Here is a 15,898-nt window from a genome sequence, read left to right as displayed (position 1 = left end):
GCGTGCCCGACAATGTTTCTCACATCATCGCCGATCTGCTGCTCGCCTGGTACGACGCCAATGCCCGCGCGTTGCCATGGCGCGCGCCACCGGGAACGCCGCCGCCCGATCCCTATCGCGTGTGGCTGTCCGAAGTGATGCTGCAACAAACTCAGGTTGCGGCGGTGATCCCCTATTTCGAGAAATTCACGACCCGCTGGCCCGACTTTGCGAGCCTTGCGGCTGCCGACCACTCCGATGTGATGAGCGCCTGGGCGGGGCTTGGCTATTATGCCCGCGCGCGCAACCTGCTCGCCGCAGCGCAGGCGGTGGCGGGGGAGCATGGCGGGCAGTTGCCGGGGGACGAGGCGGCGTTGCGAAACCTGCCCGGCTTTGGCGCCTATACGGCGGCGGCGGTGGCGGCGATCGCGTTCGGGCAGCGCGCGGTGGTGGTCGACGGCAATGTCGAGCGGGTGGTCACGCGACTGTTTGCCGTGGCCGACCCGCTACCAGCGGCGAAACCGCGGGTTCGCGCGCTCACCGATTCGATCACGCCGGACGCACGCGCGGGCGATTTCGCGCAGGCGATGATGGATCTGGGCGCGACGATTTGTACGCCGCGCAGTGCGAAATGCCTGCTCTGCCCCCTGGCTGAACCCTGCGCCGCGCGGCGGGCGGGGATGCCCGAGGCGTTTCCGGTCAAGGCGAAGAAGGCGACGCGGCCGGTGCGCTACGGCACCTTCTTCTGGCTGGAGCGCGACGACGCTGTCCTGCTGGTGCGGCGCCCGGCCAAGGGATTGCTGGGCGGCATGCGGGCGCTGCCGACCGGTCCGTGGAGCGAGATCCCGCCGGGGCTGGCCGACGCGCCGGCCGCAGCCGACTGGACGCTGCGCAACGCGGCGATCCGCCATGTGTTCACGCATTTCGAGCTGAACGCCGTGCTTGCGACTGCAACACGCGCGCGTCACATAGACGCGCTCGACGGCGAATGGTGGCCGATCGGGCGACTGGACGAGGCAGGACTTCCGCGGCTGTTCGCCAAGGCGGTCGAGGCGATGGAGAGCGAAGCATGAAGCGGACCTGGATGATCGGTGGTGCGGCGGCGCTGGCGCTGGCGGCCCCGCAATCGGCGGCATTGGGACAGGCGGCGACAGCACCGCGCGTCGCGGCTCCGGTTCAGTCGCTGGCGCAGGATTATGTCGCGCAGAACCGTACTCAGGGCATCGTCATCGCCTATGGCGTCGGCGATTCGGCGCCGGTCTTCGCCAGCGCGGGCCGTATCGCCACGGAGGCCGACGCTGCTCCGGCCGGTCCCGATTCGCTGTGGCGCGTCTATTCGATGACCAAGCCGATCACCGCGATGGCGGCGATGATGCTGGTCGAGGACGGCAAGCTGAAGCTCGACCAGTCGATCGCCGATTTCTTTCCCGGCTTTCGCAACATGAAAGTGCTGACCGATCCGGCCAACAGCCTCGACAGCCGTCCGGCGACGACGCAGATCACGGTGCGGCATCTGCTGACGCACACCGCCGGCCTTGGCTATTCGATCATCACCAAGGGGCCGCTGCTCAAGGAATATGAGCGGCTGGGGATCACGCCGGGCGCGGTCAACGCGGCGCTGGAAGCACAGGCGCGTCCGCTGCGCCCCACCAGCCTCAAGGAATTTGCCGAGCGCGTCGCGACGCTGCCGCTGATCGCCGAGCCGGGAACCAAGTGGAGCTATTCGATCAGCCTCGACCTGCTGCCCGCGATCATCGAGGCGGCGGCGGGGATGCCCTACGAGCAGTTCCTGCAGACGCGGATGCTCGGGCCGCTGAAGATGACCTCGACCTATTGGACGGTGCCAAAGTCGGAAGTTGGCCGATTCGCGACCAACTATGCCTGGGCGGGCGAGAATCGCATCCCGTTCGATCCGGCAAAAAGCTCGGCGTGGCTGACCCCGCCTTCCTTCCCCTATGGCGGGGCGGGGCTGGTGATGTCGGCCCGCGACTATGACCGGTTCCTGCACATGCTGGCCAATGGTGGCGCGGTCGATGGCGTCCGCGTGATGAAGCCCGAGACGGTGCAACTCGCCATGTCCGACCTGTTGCCCGCGGGCGTCATTTATGGTGGCGCGCCGAGCGGAAGCGGCGGCGCGACCGGGCCGAAAATGGGCTATGGCGCGGGCGGATCGGTCCAGCTTGAAGACGTTCCCGGCGGCGCGGGCAAGGGAACCTATGGCTGGGGCGGCGCGGCGGGCACGGTCGCGTGGGTCGACCCGGCGAAGAAAATTCGCGGGACGGTGATGGTCAATTACTTCCCTTCCGACAAATGGCCATTGCGCGCCGATGCTGTCAAAGCCGTCTACGCTCAAGCAGGTCGCTGATGCGCCTAGAGGTCGGGTTCACCGGCGGGGTGCTCGACCGCGCCGACCGGGAACGCAATAACCCTGAGGCGCTGGCGGTGGCGAGGGGCGACTGGCGCGCGCGGATGCTGAAGCTCAACGGGCTCGACCCCGAGCTGGATGGCGAGGGGCGGCTGGTCTGGGTGAGCCTGGCGGACCTGCCCGAGGATGCCCGCCCGCTGTTCCTTGGCTATATCGACGGCAAGCCGCATTTCGCGCCGCTGCGCATGAGCGAGCGGCATGGCGCGGCGCGCTCGCCCGCCTTGTTCGCGATGCTCGGACTGATGCCACCCGATCAGGCAAGCCTCTATGCCTGTGCGCGCAGCCTGGTCGATTGGCACCAGCGCCATGGCTTTTGCGCGGCCTGTGGCAGCGCGACCGAGCTGTTCCGCGCGGGCTGGGCGCGGCGGTGCAGCGGATGCGGCGCAGAGCATTTCCCGCGCACCGATCCGGTGGTGATCATGCTCGCCGAGCATGACGGTCGCGCGCTGCTCGGGCGACAGGCGGCCTGGCCTGTCGGACGCTATTCTGCGCTTGCCGGCTTTGTCGAGGTCGGCGAATCGATCGAAGAGGCAGTGGCGCGCGAGACGCTGGAAGAAGCGGGCGTGCGCGTGACCGCTATACGCTATGTCGCCAGCCAGCCCTGGCCGTTCGCTTCGTCGCTGATGATCGCCTGTATCGCGCGGGCTGAAGACGACACGCTCTCGCTCGATACGACCGAGATCGAGGATGCGATGTGGGTGACTCGCGACGAGGTACGCGCGGCGCTGGCGGGCGACACGGACGGACGGTTCATCGCTCCGCCGCGCTACGCGATCGCCCATAGCTTGCTCAGCGCCTGGGTGACGGAAAGCTAGCCGGTCGTTTCGACCAGCTCGATCGTTTCCGATTCGCCAAAGGCAAAATAGGGAATCGCGGCTGCATACCCCGCAAGGCCGATGGTCACGAGCAATGTGACCGAAATCCCGATCATGCGTCCGGGCATCCAGCCGTCCATTCCGAACACGTGGAGGATGCGCGCGATCACGAACAATGCCGCCACCGCCCACAGCCAGGTCTCCGTGCCGACCGCCAGTTCTATCAGGCCGATCAGGATCAGCACGATCGGCGCATATTCGACGAAATTGAGCTGCGCACGCATCCGGGCGATCAGCCGCGGGTTGCCGCCGTCGCCGATCGAGACCTTCTCGGACCGACGCACCTGACCGATGCGGACGGCGAGCCAGACGTTGATCAGTGCGCAGGCGGCTGCTGCCGCGAGCGTCACCGGCAGGATGATGGCGTCCATTGTTTCTTCCCCCATTGAAACGTCGTGGCTGCCACGCCGCGCGCCGCCTTGCAACTTGAACGGAAATCGGTATAGGCGCTCGCTCGCTTCGCGACTGGCCCAGGGCTGTCCGGCGAGTGCCGGACCCCGGTGCTTGCCCGTTCGCCGCCATGGGCGTATCGCGATCCAGGTTTTAAGACGACAGTTCAAGAAGGTTTGCCGAAATGGCCGTCCCCAAGAGAAAAGTTTCGCCGAGCCGCCGCGGCATGCGCCGGTCGCACGACGCGCTGAAGGTCGCGGCGTTTCAGGAATGCCCGAATTGCGGCGAACTGAAGCGTCCGCATGTGCTGTGCGGTGCCTGCGGCCACTATAACGGCCGCGAGATCGTCTCGGTCGAGGGCTGAGCCCGATTAAAGGGGGCCGTCGGTCATGACCTCAAGCGCGCGAATCGCCGTCGATGCGATGGGCGGCGATGAGGGGCTGGCGGTCATGCTTGCCGGAGTCGCACGTGCGCGACGCCGGTTCGACGGCATGCGCTTTCTGCTCGTCGGCGACGAATCCGCGATTCGCGAGGGGCTGAAGTCCCATCCCAACCTCACCGCTGCGTCCGAGATCGTGCACGCGCCCGAGGTGGTGACCGCCGACGACAAGCCGAGCCAAGCGATTCGGCGCGCCAAGACGACGTCGATGGGCATCGCGATCGATCTGGTGAAACGCGGTGATGCCGCTGCTGCCGTCTCGTCGGGCAATACCGGCGCGCTGATGGCGATGGCGAAGCTGGCGCTGCGCACCATGCCCGGCATCGATCGCCCTGCGCTCGCCGCGCGGATGCCGACGCTCGGCAGCAATGACGTCGTCATGCTGGACCTGGGTGCGAATACCGAGGTCGATACGCGCAACCTCATCCAGTTTGCGGTGATGGGCGCCGCCTATGCACGCACCGTGCTCGATCTCGAATCGCCACGTGTCGCGCTGCTCAATATCGGCACCGAAGAGCAAAAGGGCACCGACATCATCCGCGACGCCGCGCAGCAATTGCGCGCCGCGACGCATTTGCCGCTGCGCTTCACCGGGTTCGTCGAGGGCAATGCGATGTCGCGCGGCAATGTCGATGTGATCGTGTGCGACGGCTTTTCGGGCAACATTGCGCTCAAGACGGTCGAGGGAACCGCGCGCTTCGTCGCCGACCTGCTGCGCCGCGCCTTTTCCAGCTCGATCCGGTCGAAGATCGGCTTCCTGATTTCGAAGCCAGCCACCGAATTGCTGCGCCACCATCTCGATCCCAATAACCACAATGGCGCCGTCTTCCTCGGCCTCAACGGCATAGTCGTGAAGAGCCATGGCAGCGCCAACGAAATCGGGGTGGACACCGCGATCGGTGTCGCCGCAAAGATGGTACGCGACGATCTCACCCGCCGCATCGCCGAGGATCTCGGCAATTTCGAGGCCCAGGCAGCATGAATGACTCAAGCGCCGCCGCAGCAACCATGCGGCGTGCAGTGATTACCGGAACCGGATCGGCGCTGCCGCGCCGCCGGGTTGCCAATGCCGAGCTGGCCGCGCAGATCGACACTTCCGACGAATGGATAGTCGAACGCACCGGCATCCGCTTTCGTTACATTGCCGGCGAAGACGAAACCACCGCAACGCTCGCGACCGATGCAGCGCGGGCGGCGCTGACCGCAGCCGGGATCGACGCGCAGTCGGTCGACCTGATCGTGCTGGCGACGGCGACGCCGGACCAGACCTTTCCGGCCAGCGCAACGCGCGTTCAGGCGGCGCTGGGCATCGACGATTGCGTCGCATTCGACGTGGCAGCGGTATGCTCGGGCTTTCTCTATGCGGTGCAGGTCGCGGAAAGCATGATCCGTGCGGGCAGCGCCCATCGTGCGCTAGTCATCGGGGCGGAAACGTTCAGCCGAATCCTCGACTGGGAAGACCGTACAACCTGTGTCCTGTTCGGCGACGGCGCCGGCGCGATCGTGATGGAGGCGCAGGAGACGGCGGTCGAGGGCGGTCGCGGCGTGCTCGCGACCAAGTTGCACGCCGATGGACGGCACAATCAGCTGCTCTATGTCGATGGCGGTCCGTCGACCACCGGCACGGTGGGCAAGCTGCGGATGAAGGGCAAGGAAGTGTTCCGCCACGCGGTGGTCAATCTTGCCGCGGTGATGAATGAAGGTCTTGCGGCAGCCGGACTGGGGCCGGAGGATGTCGATTGGGTCGTGCCGCATCAGGCGAACGCCCGCATTCTCGATGCGACCGCCAAGAAGCTCGGTCTTGCGCCCGAAAAAGTTGTGGTGACGGTCGATCAGCACGCCAACACGTCCGCCGCTTCGGTACCGCTGGCGCTCGACACCGCGGTGCGCGACGGACGGATCAAGCTGGGCGACCTGCTGGTGCTCGAGGCGATGGGCGGCGGCTTTACCTGGGGCGCGGCGGTCGTACGCTTTTAGAGCGTCGGGTAATCACCCCGTACCGTAATACTACGTTATCGTAACGTTGGCGCAACGATGGTTGCACCCGTCCCTCAATGTGTTACGGTAACAAGACGGGGCAGGAGGGTTAAGAATGGCAACCGCCGCAACGTTGACCAGGGCCGATCTCGCCGACGCGCTGCACCGCGACGTCGGCCTGTCGCGTGCCGACGCCGCCCGACTGGTCGAGCAAATCCTCGGCCATATGTGCGAAGCGCTCGCCAATGGCGAGAATGTCAAGATTTCGGGCTTCGGCAGCTTCGTACTGCGCGACAAGGGCGAGCGGATCGGACGCAATCCCAAGACCGGGGTCGAGGTGCCGATCGCACCGCGCCGGGTATTGACCTTCCGGGCCAGCCAGATGCTGCGCGACCGGATCGTCAGCGGGGGATGACATGGCGGCCGGTCCGGACAAGGGTCCCGAAGCCTTCCGGACGATCGGTGAGCTTGCGCAGGAAATCGGGCGCCCTCAGCATATTTTGAGATATTGGGAAACGCGATTTACCCAACTCCGCCCGCTGCAGCGTGCGGGGGGGCGCCGCTATTATCGCCCCGACGATGTGGCGCTGGTGCGTCGCATCGATGCGCTGCTCAGCCGTGAGGGCTACTCGATCCGGGGCGTGCAGCGGCTGCTCGATGCGGAGCGCGGCGCACGGCGCGGACGGACCGATTCGCTGCGTGCGCTGCGTGATTCGCTTCAGGGGGCGCTGACCGAGGACGGTTGATTACTGCTCGGGCCCAAGCGCGGGGTCGAGGTCGCGCGGGCGCACGAAACGTACCAGCGTCCCAGTATCGGAGCGGATCGCGGCCCAGTCGCTGGTGTCAAAGGTGATTACCGCCAGCGCGGCAGTCGGAAATTTCTCCTCGACCGAATCGCGCAGCTGGTCCCCGAGCCGGTCAGGGACCAGCATCAGGACCAGATCCTCCAGTCCCGGATTGTGGCCGATCAGCAAGGCGCTGTCGGCGCCGTCGGGCAATTCGTGGATCACGTCGAGCAGCGTCGAGGCCGAGGCCAGATAGATCCGCCGATCCCATGCCGGGGCGAGTGCGCTGCCATAGCCGGTCTCGATCTGTTCGACCGTCTCGACGATCCGCACGGCGGGCGAGGCGACGACATGGTCGAACGTCAGCCCATCGCCGCGCATGTGCCGGCCGACGGTGACAGCCGCGCGCTGCCCGCGGGCGTTGAGCGGCCGGTCGAAATCGCGTGCGACCGCATCGTCCCAGCTCGACTTGGCGTGGCGCAGCACCGTCAACGTCTTCATCGGCCCTCCCGATCGGCGGTTTCCTGCGCCTTCTGCCCGAGCGATGCGACGGAGGAAAGACGCTGCACGCGCTCGACCGCCGCGTCGAGCGTCAGCCGCACCACCGGGGTGCCGGGCGGAAAAGCATCGAGCAAGCGCGAAGGCATGGCGGCGGAGAGGAGCACGAACGCGCCCGAATCATCGGCACGGCGGATCAGTCGACCGAATGCCTGCGCCAGTCGCGCGCGGACGATGCGGTCGTCATACGCACTTCCGCCATGGGCCAATCGGCGTGCGGCGTGCAACACGCTCGGCTTGGGCCAGGGCACGCCCTCCATCACCACCAGCCGGAGCGAGTGGCCGGGAACATCGACTCCGTCGCGCAACGCATCGGTGCCGATCAGCGAAGCGCGCGGATCGTCGCGGAAGATGTCGACCAGCGTGCCGGTATCGATCGGATCGACATGTTGGGCGTAGAGCGGCAGCCCCTCCCGCGCAAGCCGGTCCGCGATGCGGGTATGGACCGCGCGCAGTCGGCGGATCGCGGTGAACAGTCCCAAAGTCCCGCCCTGTGCGGCCACGATCAGCCGGGCATAGGCAGCGGCAAGCGCGCCCATGTCGCCGCGCTTGATGTCGGTGACGATCAGCACCTCCGCCTGGCGCGGATAGTCGAAGGGCGAGGCGGCTTCGAACCGCTGCGCCGGATGCGTGAGATGCTGGGCGCCGCTGCGCTGTTCGGCAACGTCCCAGTCCCCGCCCGCGCGCAACGTTGCCGAGGTGACCAGCGCACCGTGCGCCGGCTTCAATACCGTTTCGGCGAACGGCTTGGTCGGGTCGAGCCAGCGGCGGTGGATGGCGATGTCGATTTCGCGGCCTTCGATGCGTTCGACGGCGAGCCAGTCGACAAAGTCGACGGTGGCGGGGCCGCCGATCCGCACCACGAGCGATAGCCAGGCCGCCACCGTCTCCGCGCGCCAGCCCAGGGAAGCGATCGCCCCCTCGATCCGGGCGCGCGCTTGCCCGTCCATCCAGTCGGGCGCCTCGTCGAGCACCGCCTCAAGCCGCCGTCCGAGCGCCATCATCGGACGCAGCAACGATTCCAGCGCGGCGGCGGCGGGCGGAATGGCGTCGATCAGCGGCGCATCGGGTTCGAGCTCGGTCTCGATGCCATAGCCCGCCTCGCCCGGTCCGGCGGTGTCGCGGGCATAGACGAGGCCGCGCACGGCGGCGAGAAGCTGCTCGATCGCCCCGAATGGCTGCCCCTCGGCAAGGCGTTGAAGCCAGCCGTCGGACGGCAGTGCGCGCGCGGCGTCCACCGCTTCGCTGATCGCGCGCGCGCCGGCATCATCATAGCTGGCAACGTCGGAAAGCCGCGCCGCCAGCCCCCGCCGCCGTCCGCGCGAGGTCCCCTCAGGACCGGTGATCCAGCGGCGCAGCTCGATCGTTTCCTGCCCCGACAGCGCGACGCCGAACATCGCGTCGGCGGCGTCGAACAGATGGTGGCCCTCGTCAAAGACATAGCGGGTCGGTCGGGTGGTCGCTTCGCGGCCGCGCGCGGCGTTGACCATCACCAGCGCATGGTTTGCGATGACGATATCGGCGTCCGCGCTCGCCCGCGCCGCGCGCTCGATGAAGCATTTGCGGTAATGCGGGCAGCCGGCATAAACGCACTCGCCGCGCCGATCGGTCAGCGCGGTCGATCCGTTGCGGCGGAACAGCACCGGGAGCCAGCCGGGCAAATCGCCGCCGACCATGTCGCCGTCGGCGGTATAGGCGGCCCAGCGCGCGACCAGTTGGGCGAGAATTGCCGCACGGCCCGCAAACCCTCCCTGCAGCGCATCTTCCAGATTGAGCAGGCAAAGATAATTCTCGCGACCCTTGCGCGTCACAATGCGGCGTTTGCGCTCTGCCGGATCGTCGAACAGCCGCTCGCCTTCATGCCCCAGCTGGCGTTGCAGCGCCTTGGTGAAGGTGGAGATCCACACGACGCCATCGGCCTGCTGTGCCCAGAGCGAGGCCGGCGCGAGATAGCCCAAGGTTTTGCCAATCCCCGTCCCGGCCTCGGCCAGCACCAGATTGGGCGAATCGCGCATCGTGCGGGGCGCGAACGCGCTGGCGGCGGCTTCGGCGTAGAGGCGCTGGCCCGGGCGCACCTCTGCGCCCGATCCGGTCAGCGACGCCAGCCGGTCGCGCACCGCGTCGGTATCCAGCGTCACGGTGCGCGGTGGCGTGCGCGGCGCAGCCTCGCTCCACTCCGGCAAGCGCGAAAATAGCCAGCGCTCGGCCTTTTCGGGGCGTGACAGGCGCTGCGAAACCGCCGGCGCCCAGCTCCAGCGCAATCTAGCCAGCGACTGGGCGGCGTGCCATGCGCCCTCCCGTTCCGGCCAGTCCGCCTCTGCGATCGCCAGCATCGCTTCGGCCGCAGCACGCAGGAACGGGGCGACCGCGGCATCGTTAGCGGGCTCGGCGATGCCGAGTATGCGTGCCACGCCGCGCGGGGTCGGCACCATGAACCGGGCCGGGCGCAGAAACGCGAACAGCTCGAGCAGATCGAGCCCGGACAGATCGGGATAGCCCAGACGCTGTGCCGTCAGCGGCGCATTGAGCAGGATGAGGGGCGTATCGGCCGCGAGGCGCACCGCCTCCCCCCGCCCGACACTGCGTGTGCCCTCCCCGGTCGCGATCCAGACGCCACCATGGCTCGCGTAGAGTGCCGGGTAGGGAAGCGGGTTCACCGCGCGTTGTAGCGCAGTCGACCGATGAAGCGCGACATGCTGAAGCGATGATCGGAGCGCGCGGACAGCTTTGCCTTGGCCTTTTCGAACTGCATGATGTTTTCGATCCGGCGCGACAGGAAGGCGCGGGTTTCGAGCTGACCCTCCGTTTCATCATTGAGGAACACGGCGATCGTCGCGGCATAGATGCCGGCGAGCATCGCGCGCTTGGTATAATGGTTGTAATCGGTCGCGGTATCGCCGGCGAGCCGCCACATCGTATCGGCCGAGCGCCAGCCGAGCCGGGTCGCGCGCGCCGCATTCTGCGGCATGGCGAGGATCGCGACCGCGCGGCGCAGTGCCTCGCGATCCGGGGCGAGGATATCGAGCCGCGCCTCGACCAGCCCGGTGATCTTTGCGCGGATCTTCATCGGCGTAAGTATTTCGGGCGGCAGCCGGCGGGCCATTTCGCGGTCTACATGCGCGAACCACAAATCGATCATCTCCACCGGTCGGGCGGGGATGGCGAGCCGGGCGATGTCGTGATCCGCCCCGATCGCATCCGCAGCAGCGGTAATGGCCGCCGCGCTCCATCCGTCAAAGGCGGCATTGGGCGCGAGATGCGGGGCAAGTGCTTCGCGCAGCTCGTCGAGCGTCATGTCGGCGACATTGGTCATGTTCACGTTTTAGCCTCTGCCTCGCTCGACGCAACCTGTCCCGGCGGGCTTTTGCCGCGCCGAACGAGAACGAGAGCAACCGCGACCAACGCCGCTCCCACAAAATCGGGCACACCCAGCCGCTCGTCATAGACGATCCAGCCGACGGTTCCTGCGACGACCGGCTGGGTCAGCAAGGCGATGCCGACGACCAGCGGCGACAAATGGCCGAGCGCGTAGATCATCAGTCCCTGTCCAACGACCTGGCTGGCGAGCGCGAGGCCAATCAATACCCCCCAATTCTGGGGCCACACCTGCTCGCCCAGCGCCCAGGCGGACACCAGGAGCGGCAGGGTTCCGAACAGGCTGGACCAGGCGAGTGCGGGAAGCGGCGCCATCGCTGCGCGGGCGCGCGCCATCAGGATGAAATAGACCGTATAGAGGGCACCCGCGAGCAGGCACAGCAGATCACCGAACAGGTTCTGCGGCGACAATTCGTAGGAACGGCCGAGCAGCAGCCCGGCACCGATCGCGGCGAGCGCGAGCGCCAGGCCCTGTTGCCGGGTCGGCCACGCCCGGGCGACGAGGAATCCCCAGATCGGATACATCAGCGTCGCCGAATTGCCGAACAGGGTGGAATTGGCGAGCGTCGTATGCAGGATGCCGACATGCCAGGAGGCAAGATCGGCGGCAAAGGCGATGCCTGACAACAGCAGGATGCCCCACAGGCCGCGCGTTCCCTGAACCGGGTTGCCGCGGCTCATGAGGATGATCGCGAACAGGAACGGCACGCCAAGGGTCAGCCGCCAGAACCCCGCCGCCACCGGCCCCACATCGGCGGCGCGCACGAACCATGGCCCGAAGGCGAGCGCGAGATTGCCGAGCAGCAGCGCGGCGAAGGGCAACGCAGCGCTGCTTGTTACCGATGCAACTTTTCTTGGCGGGGTGGAGTCGTGCATGTCGCCCTTAGCGCCTTAACTCTTGTGCAACGCAACTGATTTGGAGACCCGCATGCCCGACCTGTTTGACCCGATCCGCCTTGGTGCCATCGAAGCGCCCAATCGCGTACTGATGGCCCCGCTGACCCGCGGTCGCGCCGGGCGCGACGGTGTGCCGACCGCGATTATGGCCGACTATTATGCGCAGCGCGCTTCGGCCGGGCTGATCATTTCCGAGGCGACCGGAATCAGCCGTCAGGGTCTGGGCTGGCCGTTCGCACCGGGGCTGTGGACCGAAGCACAGGCCGAGGGCTGGAAGCCGGTGACGGATGCGGTGCACGCCGCAGGCGGGCGGATCGTCGCCCAGCTGTGGCACATGGGACGGCAGGTCCATAGCTCGGTGATCGGGGAGCAGCCGGTTTCGGCGTCGGCGACGCAGACCCAGGGCCATGTCCACACCTATGAGGGTCGCCAGCCCTATGAGCAGGCGCGCGCACTCGACATCGCGGAAATTCCCGGCATCCTCGACGATTACGCCCGCGCGACCGAACATGCGCTCAAGGCCGGGTTCGATGGTGTGCAGATCCATGCTGCCAATGGCTATCTGATCGACCAGTTCCTGCGCGACGGTGCGAACCTGCGGACCGACATGTATGGCGGAAGCGTCGAGAACCGCATCCGGCTGCTGAGCCAGGTCGCCGAACGCGTCGTCGCGGCCGCAGGTGCCGACCGCACCGGCGTGCGGCTGTCGCCCAATGGCGCGAGCCAGGGGGTCGATGACAGCGACCCGCACGCGCTGTTCCTGCCCGCCGCCAAGCGCCTGTCGGAGCTGGGCATCGCATTCCTCGAACTGCGCGAGCCGGGGCCGGAGGGTACGTTCGGTCGCACCGACGTGCCGAAGCTCAGCCCGGCGATCCGCTCGGTGTTCGAGGGGCCGCTGGTGGTCAATTCGGACTATGTGACCCGCGAACAGGCACAGGCCGCGCTAGACAGCGGGGTTGCAGACGCGGTGAGCTTTGGCCGAACCTTCCTTGCCAATCCGGACCTGCCCGCACGGCTGCGCACCGGGGCACCGCTGAATGAGGGCAATATGGCAACCTGGTACAGCCAGGGACCGGAGGGGTATATCGATTACCCCGCGCTGGCGACGCAGGACGCTTGACCGGACGGAGCCGGGGACCAGCGCTGAATGTCAGCGATGCGTCCCCGCCCGGAGCCATGGGCCGGGATCCCCGGCGGACCGGCTAGAGCCGGGCGGGTTCGAACGCATTGATGCCGCGATGTACCGCCGCCTCGATCTCCGCACGCAGCATCCCCGGGGGAAGCGGGTCGCCATAGCGGAAGGTGACCAGGCCGGGGCGTTTGGGGCCCTTTCGCGGCCAGACCTTCCCCGTTTCGCAGGCGACGGGCACCACAGGCAGTCCGATGGCACGGTAGAGGCCGGCAAAGCCCGACCGCAGGGGCGGCGTTTCACCCGGCGGGGTGCGCGTGCCCTCGGGAAAGATCACTACCGACCGTCCCTCTGCCACCGCGGCGCGCGCTTCCTTCATCATGGCGCGCAGCGCCTTGGCGGATCCCGCACGGTCGATGACGATGACGCCATAGCGGCGCGCGACCCAACCCCACACCGGGATGCGCGCCAGTTCCTGCTTCATCACGATCGCAGGCCCGTCGAGCATCGCCGCCATCGCAAGCGTTTCATACATCGCCTGATGCTTGACCGCGTAGAGCGCGGGTCCTTCGGCCCGACGCCCCTCGACCGCGACCCGAATGCCCAGAATCTGGTGGGCGAGCAGCAGTCCCAGCCCGGCCCATGCCATCGAATAGCTGCGGATCCGCTGGGTGCCGAACAGCGCCACGAGCGGAGCGGCGAGCACGATCGGCACCGACAGGCCGTAAAAGATGATCGCGAAGATCAGCGTGCGGATGCGGTCAGCCATTGCCGATCCCGAACAGCAGCGCGAAGCGGCGGACCAGATATTTGTGATATTCGCGCAACAGCATCGACCAGCTCGGCGTGGTGCGGACGCCGTCGCCGCGAATCTCGACATCGGGACCGAGCGCGTTGGCAAGCTCCAGCTTTGCGCGCGGAACATGCCAGTCGGCAGTGACCAGCCGGATCGACTTGTAACCATGCTGCGCGACCCAGGCGGCGGTCTCGTCGGCGTTGGAGCGCGTATCGACCGCCTCATGCCCCAGGTCGATGCAGCAGCGGAACAGCCGTGGCGAGGTCCGATATTCGACTGCCAGCTCGATCGGGCGCACGGTCGGGTCGGTGCCGGTGATCAGCATGCGCTTGGCCGATTTCGCCTGAATCAGCGCGATCCCGCGATCGATCCGCCCCGGCCCACCGGTCGGAACCACGATGGCATCGGTCCGGACCCCGGGGTCGAGCGGCTTGCCAAGCGAAAGCATGAACAGGCCAAAGCCAAGCGCCCAGGCCAGCACCAGCAACAGCGGAATGCGCCAGATCACAGCGTGCGCCCCAGCGTGCGCAACACCGCGACCCGCGCTGCGCCCATCGCGAGCAGCGCAAAGATCAAGGGCACCAGCGCGAGCAGCACCCAATCGGCATCGGCGAGCGCGATGCTGCCGAGCAGTTCGGAACCCAGCTCCGCCGTCTGCCGCCCGAGCAGCCACACTGCACCCAGCGCCGCCGCCGTGCCGAGAATGCCGCCGAACAGCGTGTCGAGTGCGATCCGCCGCTGGAACAGGCGCGCGACCTGGGTATCGGTGGAGCCCAGCATGTGCAGCACCGCGATCGTGTCGCGATGCGTGTCGAGCCCCGCGCGCGCTGCGAGCAGCACCACTGCCGCCGTCGCGGTCGCCATCAACAGCACCAGCCCCGCCGCAGCCCAAGTCAGGGTCGTGATGAAGCCCGCCACGGGCGACAGCCATTGCGCGTGCTGATCCACCCGCGCTGCGGGGGATACCGCGAGCGCGGTCTGCCGCACGCGCGCGATCAACGCCGGATCGCCGCTCGTCAAATCGACATCGATCATCGCCGGCATCGGCAGTTCGGCATCCAGCCCGGCATCGCCCAGCCACGGGCGCAGCAGCTCGGCCAGCCGGGCGCGGTCGACCTCGACCACCCGTTTCACGCCCGGAGTCGCACGCAGGCGGTCAACCAGCATGCCGGCATTGGCATCGCGCCGCGCCGCATCGACCTCGATCAGCTGGACCGTCAGCCGCCCGGCAAGCTGGCGATCGAGCGAGCGCCCGGCCCCGGCCATGCCGAAGCCCAGCGCGCCGGCGAGCACGGTCAGGAACAGCATGATCGCCATGATCCACAGCATCGCACGCGTGCGCTGGCCATCGTCGAGCCAGCGATGATGCGGCCGTGCCCGCCCGATCCGCATTATGCGTTCCCCCGGTCGGGCGGAAAGCGCAGCGCGCCGGTGGGGTCGAGAAGGCGCCCCTTCTCGATCCGCATCATCCGTGCATTGGGAATGCGGTTGAGCAGGTGAAAATCGTGCGTCGCCACGACGACCGTCGTGCCGAGCCGGTTGAGCGAATCGAACAGATGCAGCAGCCGTTCCGCCATGTCGGGATCGACGTTCCCGGTCGGCTCGTCCGCGACCAGCATTTCGGGACGGGTGATGACGGCGCGAGCGATGGCGATGCGCTGCTGTTCACCGCCGGACAGTGTCGGCGGCTTTGCCGTGCCACGGTCGGTGAGGCCGACCCAGGCGAGCATTTCGCGCACCGGCGCCTCGATCTCCCCCTCCGGCATTCCGGCGACACGCAGGGGCAGCGCGATATTGTCATAGGCCGAAAGATGCGGGAGCAGGCGGAAGTCCTGGAACACCACGCCGATGCGGCGACGGAATCCAGGCAGACGGCGACGCGGCAGCGCGCCGGCATCCTCGCCGAACAGCCGCACCACGCCGCGCGTTGGCCGCTGCGCAAGGTAGAGCAATTTGAGCAGCGAGGTCTTGCCCGCGCCGGATGCGCCGGTCAGGAAGTAAAAGGCACCCGCGCTGAGCGTGAAGCTGACGTCGCTCAACGTTTCCGCACCAGTGCCATAGCGCAGGCCGACATTCTCAAACTGAACGATATTGGCCATGTGCCGGCGCGGGCCGCTCCTGATCCTTCTGCCTCGCGCGCAGCCATCGCACAGCCATCGGGTGCGCTCAAGCCGGGCGAGGGGCTGGGGCTACTGGGGCCTTGCCATTCGCGCGCGGCGGGTGTTTAGATTCGGGACCGGCCTTGCCCCGTTTTGGTTAGCCAGGGCCGCCTA

18 protein-coding genes are annotated in these 15,898 nt (G+C 67.5%); 9 read left to right on the top strand and 9 right to left on the bottom strand.

Annotated elements, in window-relative coordinates:
* Positions 1 to 2: 2 nt before the first annotated feature.
* The 3 genes from mutY to nudC are packed head-to-tail and all read left to right on the top strand — an operon-like array spanning position 3 to position 3,219.
* A complete protein-coding gene (mutY, locus tag ACO05N_RS05400) occupies positions 3 to 1,052 on the top strand; it encodes an A/G-specific adenine glycosylase (RefSeq protein ID WP_422056148.1) in 1,050 nt (349 codons plus the stop codon).
* Positions 1,049 to 2,344: a serine hydrolase domain-containing protein gene (locus ACO05N_RS05395; protein ID WP_422056147.1), complete on the top strand. Its 1,296-nt coding sequence runs from the start codon at positions 1,049 to 1,051 to the stop codon at positions 2,342 to 2,344. The genes mutY and ACO05N_RS05395 overlap by 4 nt, the downstream gene beginning before the upstream one ends.
* On the top strand, positions 2,344 to 3,219 hold the full coding sequence (gene nudC / locus ACO05N_RS05390; RefSeq protein ID WP_422056146.1) for an NAD(+) diphosphatase: 876 nt from the start codon (positions 2,344 to 2,346) through the stop codon (positions 3,217 to 3,219). Before ACO05N_RS05395 ends, nudC begins: the two co-directional genes overlap by 1 nt.
* Here the strand turns inward: nudC and ACO05N_RS05385 are convergent.
* The gene (locus tag ACO05N_RS05385) at positions 3,216 to 3,650 is read right to left on the bottom strand and encodes an MAPEG family protein (RefSeq protein ID WP_422056145.1); all 435 of its coding nucleotides are present in this window, start codon (positions 3,648 to 3,650) and stop codon (positions 3,216 to 3,218) included. The genes nudC and ACO05N_RS05385 overlap by 4 nt on opposite strands.
* Before the next feature lie 203 nt (positions 3,651 to 3,853).
* Between ACO05N_RS05385 and rpmF the strand changes: the two genes are divergently transcribed.
* The 5 genes from rpmF (at position 3,854) to ACO05N_RS05360 (ending at position 6,831) form a co-directional block, all read left to right on the top strand.
* Positions 3,854 to 4,033, top strand: a complete 180-nt coding sequence (gene rpmF / locus ACO05N_RS05380) for a 50S ribosomal protein L32 (protein WP_422056144.1) — start codon at positions 3,854 to 3,856, stop codon at positions 4,031 to 4,033.
* 25 nt (positions 4,034 to 4,058) lie between these two features.
* Positions 4,059 to 5,090: a phosphate acyltransferase PlsX gene (plsX, locus tag ACO05N_RS05375; protein WP_422056143.1), complete on the top strand. Its 1,032-nt coding sequence runs from the start codon at positions 4,059 to 4,061 to the stop codon at positions 5,088 to 5,090.
* Positions 5,091 to 5,116: 26 nt separating this feature from the next.
* Entirely contained in the window at positions 5,117 to 6,085 is a 969-nt protein-coding gene (locus ACO05N_RS05370; RefSeq protein ID WP_422058710.1) for a beta-ketoacyl-ACP synthase III, read from the top strand.
* 115 nt (positions 6,086 to 6,200) lie between these two features.
* Positions 6,201 to 6,500: an integration host factor subunit alpha gene (locus ACO05N_RS05365; protein WP_422056142.1), complete on the top strand. Its 300-nt coding sequence runs from the start codon at positions 6,201 to 6,203 to the stop codon at positions 6,498 to 6,500.
* A gap of 1 nt (position 6,501) precedes the next feature.
* A complete protein-coding gene (locus ACO05N_RS05360) occupies positions 6,502 to 6,831 on the top strand; it encodes a MerR family transcriptional regulator (protein ID WP_422056141.1) in 330 nt (109 codons plus the stop codon).
* On the opposite strand, the gene ACO05N_RS05355 is transcribed toward ACO05N_RS05360, so the two are convergent.
* The 4 genes from ACO05N_RS05355 to ACO05N_RS05340 are packed head-to-tail and all read right to left on the bottom strand — an operon-like array spanning position 6,832 to position 11,679.
* A complete protein-coding gene (locus ACO05N_RS05355) occupies positions 6,832 to 7,371 on the bottom strand; it encodes a SixA phosphatase family protein (protein ID WP_422056140.1) in 540 nt (179 codons plus the stop codon).
* Positions 7,368 to 10,085 carry an ATP-dependent DNA helicase gene (locus ACO05N_RS05350; protein ID WP_422056139.1) on the bottom strand — a complete coding sequence of 906 codons (2,718 nt, stop codon included), beginning with the start codon at positions 10,083 to 10,085 and terminating at the stop codon, positions 7,368 to 7,370. Before ACO05N_RS05350 ends, ACO05N_RS05355 begins: the two co-directional genes overlap by 4 nt.
* Positions 10,082 to 10,741 carry a COQ9 family protein gene (locus tag ACO05N_RS05345; RefSeq protein ID WP_422056138.1) on the bottom strand — a complete coding sequence of 220 codons (660 nt, stop codon included), beginning with the start codon at positions 10,739 to 10,741 and terminating at the stop codon, positions 10,082 to 10,084. Before ACO05N_RS05345 ends, ACO05N_RS05350 begins: the two co-directional genes overlap by 4 nt.
* A gap of 2 nt (positions 10,742 to 10,743) precedes the next feature.
* Positions 10,744 to 11,679 (bottom strand): DMT family transporter, encoded by a 936-nt coding sequence (locus ACO05N_RS05340; RefSeq protein ID WP_422056137.1) that lies wholly within the window; start codon positions 11,677 to 11,679, stop codon positions 10,744 to 10,746.
* A 52-nt stretch (positions 11,680 to 11,731) separates the two neighbouring features.
* Between ACO05N_RS05340 and ACO05N_RS05335 the strand changes: the two genes are divergently transcribed.
* Complete coding sequence (locus tag ACO05N_RS05335) at positions 11,732 to 12,820, top strand: alkene reductase (RefSeq protein WP_422056136.1); 1,089 nt, start codon at positions 11,732 to 11,734, stop codon at positions 12,818 to 12,820.
* An 82-nt stretch (positions 12,821 to 12,902) separates the two neighbouring features.
* Here the strand turns inward: ACO05N_RS05335 and ACO05N_RS05330 are convergent, their stop codons facing one another.
* The 4 genes from ACO05N_RS05330 to ftsE are packed head-to-tail and all read right to left on the bottom strand — an operon-like array spanning position 12,903 to position 15,724.
* Entirely contained in the window at positions 12,903 to 13,598 is a 696-nt protein-coding gene (locus ACO05N_RS05330) for a lysophospholipid acyltransferase family protein (RefSeq protein WP_422056135.1), read from the bottom strand.
* On the bottom strand, positions 13,591 to 14,133 hold the full coding sequence (locus ACO05N_RS05325) for a YdcF family protein (RefSeq protein WP_422056134.1): 543 nt from the start codon (positions 14,131 to 14,133) through the stop codon (positions 13,591 to 13,593). Before ACO05N_RS05325 ends, ACO05N_RS05330 begins: the two co-directional genes overlap by 8 nt.
* Positions 14,130 to 15,017 carry a cell division protein FtsX gene (locus ACO05N_RS05320; RefSeq protein ID WP_422056133.1) on the bottom strand — a complete coding sequence of 296 codons (888 nt, stop codon included), beginning with the start codon at positions 15,015 to 15,017 and terminating at the stop codon, positions 14,130 to 14,132. The genes ACO05N_RS05325 and ACO05N_RS05320 overlap by 4 nt, the downstream gene beginning before the upstream one ends.
* Entirely contained in the window at positions 15,017 to 15,724 is a 708-nt protein-coding gene (ftsE, locus tag ACO05N_RS05315; RefSeq protein ID WP_294017561.1) for a cell division ATP-binding protein FtsE, read from the bottom strand. Before ftsE ends, ACO05N_RS05320 begins: the two co-directional genes overlap by 1 nt.
* Positions 15,725 to 15,898: the final 174 nt, after the last annotated feature.

Source organism: Sphingomonas sp. (assembly GCF_965227385.1).
GTDB lineage: Bacteria > Pseudomonadota > Alphaproteobacteria > Sphingomonadales > Sphingomonadaceae > Sphingomonas.
Note: the sequence above shows the minus strand (reverse complement) of the source record. Positions and strands in the feature narration are given on the sequence as shown.